Origin of the sequence: Bradyrhizobium sp., assembly GCF_049581145.1 — a bacterium.
Taxonomy (GTDB): domain Bacteria; phylum Pseudomonadota; class Alphaproteobacteria; order Rhizobiales; family Xanthobacteraceae; genus Bradyrhizobium.
Window position 1 is genome coordinate 1 of record NZ_JBAURI010001339.1, and the last position, 4818, is coordinate 4818.

The 4818-nt window shown below is 62.2% G+C and carries 6 protein-coding genes; 2 read left to right on the plus strand and 4 right to left on the minus strand.

Annotated elements, in window-relative coordinates; translation table 11 throughout:
* From WCB02_RS42605 to grxD, 4 genes are all read right to left on the minus strand, one after another.
* Nucleotides 1–716, minus strand: a 716-nt coding sequence (locus WCB02_RS42605; protein ID WP_423969198.1) for a serine hydrolase domain-containing protein, incomplete at its 3' end; no start/stop codon positions are given.
* Between the two features lie 4 nt (nucleotides 717–720).
* Nucleotides 721–2007, minus strand: coding sequence for a serine hydrolase domain-containing protein (locus tag WCB02_RS42610; protein WP_423969200.1), 1287 nt, complete (start codon nucleotides 2005–2007; stop codon nucleotides 721–723).
* Between the two features lie 123 nt (nucleotides 2008–2130).
* Nucleotides 2131–2673 (minus strand): O-acetyl-ADP-ribose deacetylase, encoded by a 543-nt coding sequence (locus tag WCB02_RS42615; protein ID WP_423969211.1) that lies wholly within the window; start codon nucleotides 2671–2673, stop codon nucleotides 2131–2133.
* Complete coding sequence (grxD, locus tag WCB02_RS42620; RefSeq protein ID WP_423969203.1) at nucleotides 2670–3008, minus strand: Grx4 family monothiol glutaredoxin; 339 nt, start codon at nucleotides 3006–3008, stop codon at nucleotides 2670–2672. The genes WCB02_RS42615 and grxD overlap by 4 nt, the downstream gene beginning before the upstream one ends.
* Nucleotides 3009–3289: 281 nt before the next feature.
* On the opposite strand from grxD, the gene egtB reads away from it, so the two are divergent.
* Entirely contained in the window at nucleotides 3290–4555 is a 1266-nt protein-coding gene (egtB, locus tag WCB02_RS42625; protein WP_423969206.1) for an ergothioneine biosynthesis protein EgtB, read from the plus strand.
* A 72-nt stretch (nucleotides 4556–4627) separates the two neighbouring features.
* The coding region (locus tag WCB02_RS42630) for an L-histidine N(alpha)-methyltransferase (protein WP_423969209.1) at nucleotides 4628–4818 on the plus strand (191 nt) is incomplete at its 3' end.

The window sequence follows — 4818 nt, forward strand, 5'->3', positions numbered from 1 at the left end:
CATCCAACGACCGGAGACCTCGAGGAGCCATGAACGACGCCATCACGATCAGCGGCGTGACCAAGCAGTTCGGCGGAGTGGTGGCCGTGGACGGCCTGGACCTGTCCGAGCCGCGCGACGAAGGCGGCGTTGTCGAAATCGCCGTCAAACATGTCGGACTCGGCGTAGAGTCTGCGGATGGGATCATCGCCATAGAAGCCATAGGTCAGGCCCGACGTATGGCGCATCAGGTCTTCGATGCTGATCGGGCGTTTGAGCGGTTCGAGCGCCAGCACCTGCTTGCCGTCGTCGTCGGTCTTTTCGACACCGACCTTCACGTCGGCAAAGGCTGGAATGTATTTTGAAACGGGATCCGCGAGAGCGAGCTTGCCGTCCTCCACCAGCATCATCGCGGCAACCGAGGTGATCGGCTTCGACATCGAATAGATCCGGAAGATGGTGTCCGCGGTCATCGGATGCCGGCTCTCGACATCGCGCACCCCAAAGCTCTTGAAATAGACGGGATGACCGTGCTGCTGGATCAGGACGATGGCGCCCGGGATCTTGCCGGCGGCGATTTCATTGCGCATGAAATCGCCGATAGGCGCGAGCCGCTCCGGCGACAGGCTTGCCTCAGCCGGCGACGACGCCTCCGCGCTGCCGGCTTGAGATCGTCCGGGGACCATTGCCGAAATCAGCAGCGCAAGCCCCGCCGCGAGACCGCGTCGGCGCGTCAAGCCGTCAATTTTCCATGGCTTCATAAATCAGTCTCTTCACCGTCGGCTGGATCTTCTGGCGTTCGGACGGCGTCTCCTCCATCAGCACGAAGAACATGTCCTGCTTGCGGTCGATCACGAAATAGCAGCCGCTGGCGCCATCCCATTTCAACTCGCCGAGCGAGCCCGGCGCCGGCGGGTCGGCGTTGCCGGCATCGGTGCGCACCCCGAAGCCGAGCCCGAAGCCGAATCCGTCCCCGGGAAAATAGTAGAAGTCGCGGCCGATGCCGGTCCCGGGACCGACATGATCGGTCGTCATCTGTTCGAATGTCTCCGGCTTCAGAAACTGCTTGCCCCGATACTTGCCGCCGTCGAGCACCATCTGCGCGAAGCGGGCGATATCCGACGTGGTCGAGATCATGCCGCCGCCGCCGGATTCCCATTTCATCGGAACATCGGCGTGGCTGACGAAACCGACCCTGAAATCGCCGTCGCTCGGCATCGGCATCGCGATCAGCTCCCGCTTCCTGGCATCGGTGACGTAGAAGGCGGTATTGCTCATGCCGAGCGGATCGAGCAGCTTTTCGCGCTCGACGGCCAGCAGCGACTTGCCCGAGACGATCTCCATGACTCGGCCCAGGACGTCGGTGGAATGGCCATATTGCCAGAGCGTCCCCGGCTGGTCCTGCAGCGGCAGCCTGGCGATTCGCTCGGCGAATTCCGCATTGTTGAAATCGCCGTCGAGGATTTTGGCAGCGGCGTAGGCCTTGCGGACCAGGCTGTTGCCATAAAAGCCATAGGTGATGCCCGAGGTCTGGCGCATCAGATCGTAAACCGTCATCGCGCGTTTCGGCGGCACCAGGTCGAGGGTCTTTTTGCCATCGTCGGCGACCGTCTCGACGCCGACTTTGACATTGGCGAAGGAGGGAATGTATTTGGCAACGGGATCATTGAGCGAAAGCTTGCCCTCCTCGATCAGCATCATCGCCACCACGCTGGTGATCGGTTTGCTCATCGAGAACAGGCGGAAGATGGTGTCGTCGGTCATCGGGAGCTGGGTCGCGACGTCGCGGACCCCCAGCGCCTGATGATAGACCGGCTTGCCATGCTGCTGGATCAGGAGGACTGCGCCCGGAATCTTGCCCGTAGCAATCTCGTTGCGCAGATAGTCGCCGACACGTTCCAGCTTCTGTGGGTTGAAGTGCGCGCCCGGCGGGATATCGAAGGTACCCGCGGCGCCGGCCGCTGGTGCCATGGCAAACATCAGAGCTGCGCCAAATGCGCATGAGCTCAGCCCACGAGACAGCTTCATCATCTCTCCCCTTCGTCTGATCGAGTTTAGCCGCCGACGGCCCCGGCACAAGGGTTGGCAAGACCTGGTTCGCAAGACTTCCGTTGTACAGACTTCAGTTGGAAAGACTTCAGTTGTAAGCCTTCAGTTGCAAAGACCCGTGATCGCCTGTGCATGCAGCCGCGCGCTCTCCGCAGAAAAACAGCAAAACAGCACCCGAGCGAGCGAGGACGCCGTCGCCAGCGCGGCGGCCGTCGCACCGACGGCAATCGGGGCGGCGCGGTCCGGTGGAAACCGATAGACTCCGGTGGAGATGGCGGGAAATGCGATCGAGGCGAGCCCGTGAGCATCACAAAGCGCGATGGCGCGGCGGTAACAGGAGGCGAGCAATTCGTCTTCGTCCCGATTGCCGCCATGCCAGACCGGTCCGACGGCGTGGATCACGTGCCGCGCCGGCAAGCCGTATCCTCGGGTGATCTTGGCATCGCCGGTCTTGCAACCGTGAAGCCCGCGGCATTCGGCCAGCAGTTCCGGGCCGGCGGCCCGGTGGATCGCGCCATCGACCCCACCGCCGCCGAGCAGGGTTTCGTTGGCGGCGTTGACGATGGCGTCAACGCTCAGGCTTGTGATGTCGCCGACGACGACTTCAAGCCGGGCCGCACCGACCTGATGGACCGCAATGGTCAGGCCGAGGCTGCCGCGTTCACGGTGACGCCCTTGTCGGCAAGCAGCTGCTGCAATTCACCGGCCTGGAACATCTCGCGGATGATATCGCAGCCACCGACGAATTCGCCCTTGACGTAGAGCTGGGGGATCGTCGGCCAGTTGGAATAGACCTTGATGCCATTGCGCAGCTCGGCCGATTCAAGAACGTTCAGGCCCTTATAACCGACGCCGACGTGGTCGAGGATCTGCACCACCTGGCCGGAAAATCCGCACTGCGGAAATTGCGGCGTCCCCTTCATGAACAGCACGACGTCGTTCGACTTCACTTCGTTTTCGATGAATTGCTCGATGCTCATTTTCGCTTCCTCTGGGGGCGCGCATGGGAGCCCCTGAACCCTGTCGAGACCGGTCGGCCCCCTTACGCGAAACCGTCATATATGTAGCGCAAAGCGTTGTGCATCCAAGCTTAAATGCCGGACAGCTGGCATGCAAGGGTTGGGCCGACCGATAGCCTGATGACGGCAATATCATCGCCGCGAGAGGCTTTTTTCCCGAAACCGCGCTCCTATCTAGGACCGACTGCCTGTTTGGAACCAGTTTGCCAGAGCCACGTTCTCTGCCTCGACCGGAGACCATCGTGACCAAACCTGCCGCTGCGGCCGCCCTCCCCATTCCGAACCCATCACTTTTTAGCGCATCCGGGCCGCCCGCCGGGGATCCGGCGCAAAGGCTGGTGGACGCGTACCTCGCCGTTCGCGAGGAGACGGAACGCCGCGCCGCGCCGCTCGCGCCTGAGGATCAGGTGGTGCAGTCGATGCCGGACGCCAGCCCGGCAAAGTGGCACCGTGCCCACACCACCTGGTTTTTCGAGCAATTCCTGCTCGGCGCGCACTGCCCGGCCTACGCCCCATTCCACCCGGACTATGCCTTCCTGTTCAATTCCTACTACGTCAGCGCCGGCCCGCGGCACGCCCGCAACGCGCGCGGCCTTTTGACCCGGCCGGGCGCCGCCGAAATCACCGCCTACCGCAGACATGTCGACGCGGCGGTCGTGAAGTTTTTTCAGGGCGCGGCCGCCGATGTCCTCAAAAGACTGGCGCCGCTGGTCGAAGTCGGCCTCAATCATGAACAGCAGCACCAGGAATTGCTGCTGACCGACATCTTGCACGCCTTTTCACAGAATCCGGTTTTCCCGGCTTACGACCCGGCCTGGCGTTTTCCGGCCTCATCGCGCGGTGGCGAGGCATGGGTGCACCTGAACGAAGGTATCCACACTGTCGGCCACACCGACGACAGCTTTCATTTCGACAATGAAAAACCGGCGCATCGGGCGCTGGTCGGTCCGGTGAGTCTGGCGCGCAACCTCGTGACCAATGGCGAGTGGCTCGCCTTCATGAGGGACGGTGGCTACCGGACCGCGACGCTCTGGCTGATGGACGGTTTTGCAGCCGCAAGCAGCGAAGGCTGGCAGGCGCCGGGCTACTGGCGTGAAGTCGACGGTGAATGGCATGTGATGACATTGGCCGGCCTTGCGCCGGTCGACCCTGACGCGCCGGTCTGTCATGTCAGCTATTATGAGGCCGACGCTTTCGCACGCTGGAGCGGCAAGCATCTGCCGACCGAAATGGAATGGGAAGTCGCGGCCCGCAACGATCAGCTCAACGACGCCTTCGGCATCGTCTGGCAATGGACCCGAAGCGCCTATTCGCCCTACCCCGGCTACCGCGCCATCGAAGGCGCGCTCGGCGAATACAACGGCAAGTTCATGGTCAACCAGCTGGTGCTGCGCGGCTCGTCACTCGCAACTCCGGATGGTCACAGCCGCGTCACCTATCGCAACTTCTTTTATCCGCACCACCGCTGGCAATTCACAGGACTTCGCCTCGCCGATTACCCTGCCTGACGGTCTCGAGAACATTCATGCGCGCCGGAACCGCGCTCGAAAGAATTTAGTGTATCAACAGAGTATAGTATCATGAATGTACACGCTCCCGCCTTGGCCAATGCCCACCTTCCCGACGAACAGACCTCGGCCTTCGCCCGTGACGCGATCGACGATCTGTCGCAGAACCCCAAGCGCCTGTCGCCGAAATATTTCTACGATGCGACCGGTTCGGAACTGTTCGAAGCGATCACGCGACTGCCGGAATATTATCCGACCCGCAC